We start from the raw sequence: 310 nt of genomic DNA, 5'->3' as shown, positions 1-310 counted from the left end.
GATGTGGAAGATGGAGCCTCAGCCGTTTGTCGGCTTCGGGGTGATGTGCGTCTTCGCGTCCTTGGCCTTGGTCGCCGCCGGCAGTTCGCCGGTCCATTCCCAGGCCTGCGTTCCGGGCGGGTTCTCGTACCAGCCCGGATCGGCGTAATCGTCCGCCGAGATGCCCTCGCGGACCTTCACGACCGAGAACATGCCGCCCATCTCGATGGGGCCGTGCGGCCCCCAGCCGGTCATCATCGGAACGGTGTTCTCGGGAATGGGCATTTCCATTTCGCCCATGTCGGCCATGCCCTTGGTGCCCATGGGCATG

Annotated in this window: 1 pseudogene; it reads right to left on the bottom strand. The window is 65.2% G+C overall.

Annotation, left to right across the window (positions count from 1 at the left end):
* Positions 1–18: 18 nt before the first annotated feature.
* Positions 19–310: pseudogene (locus tag BN1800_RS39840) on the bottom strand (copper oxidase); the annotation flags it as partial.

Origin of the sequence: Rhizobium sullae, assembly GCF_900169785.1 — a bacterium.
Taxonomy (GTDB): domain Bacteria; phylum Pseudomonadota; class Alphaproteobacteria; order Rhizobiales; family Rhizobiaceae; genus Rhizobium; species Rhizobium sullae.
Note: the sequence above shows the minus strand (reverse complement) of the source record. Positions and strands in the feature narration are given on the sequence as shown.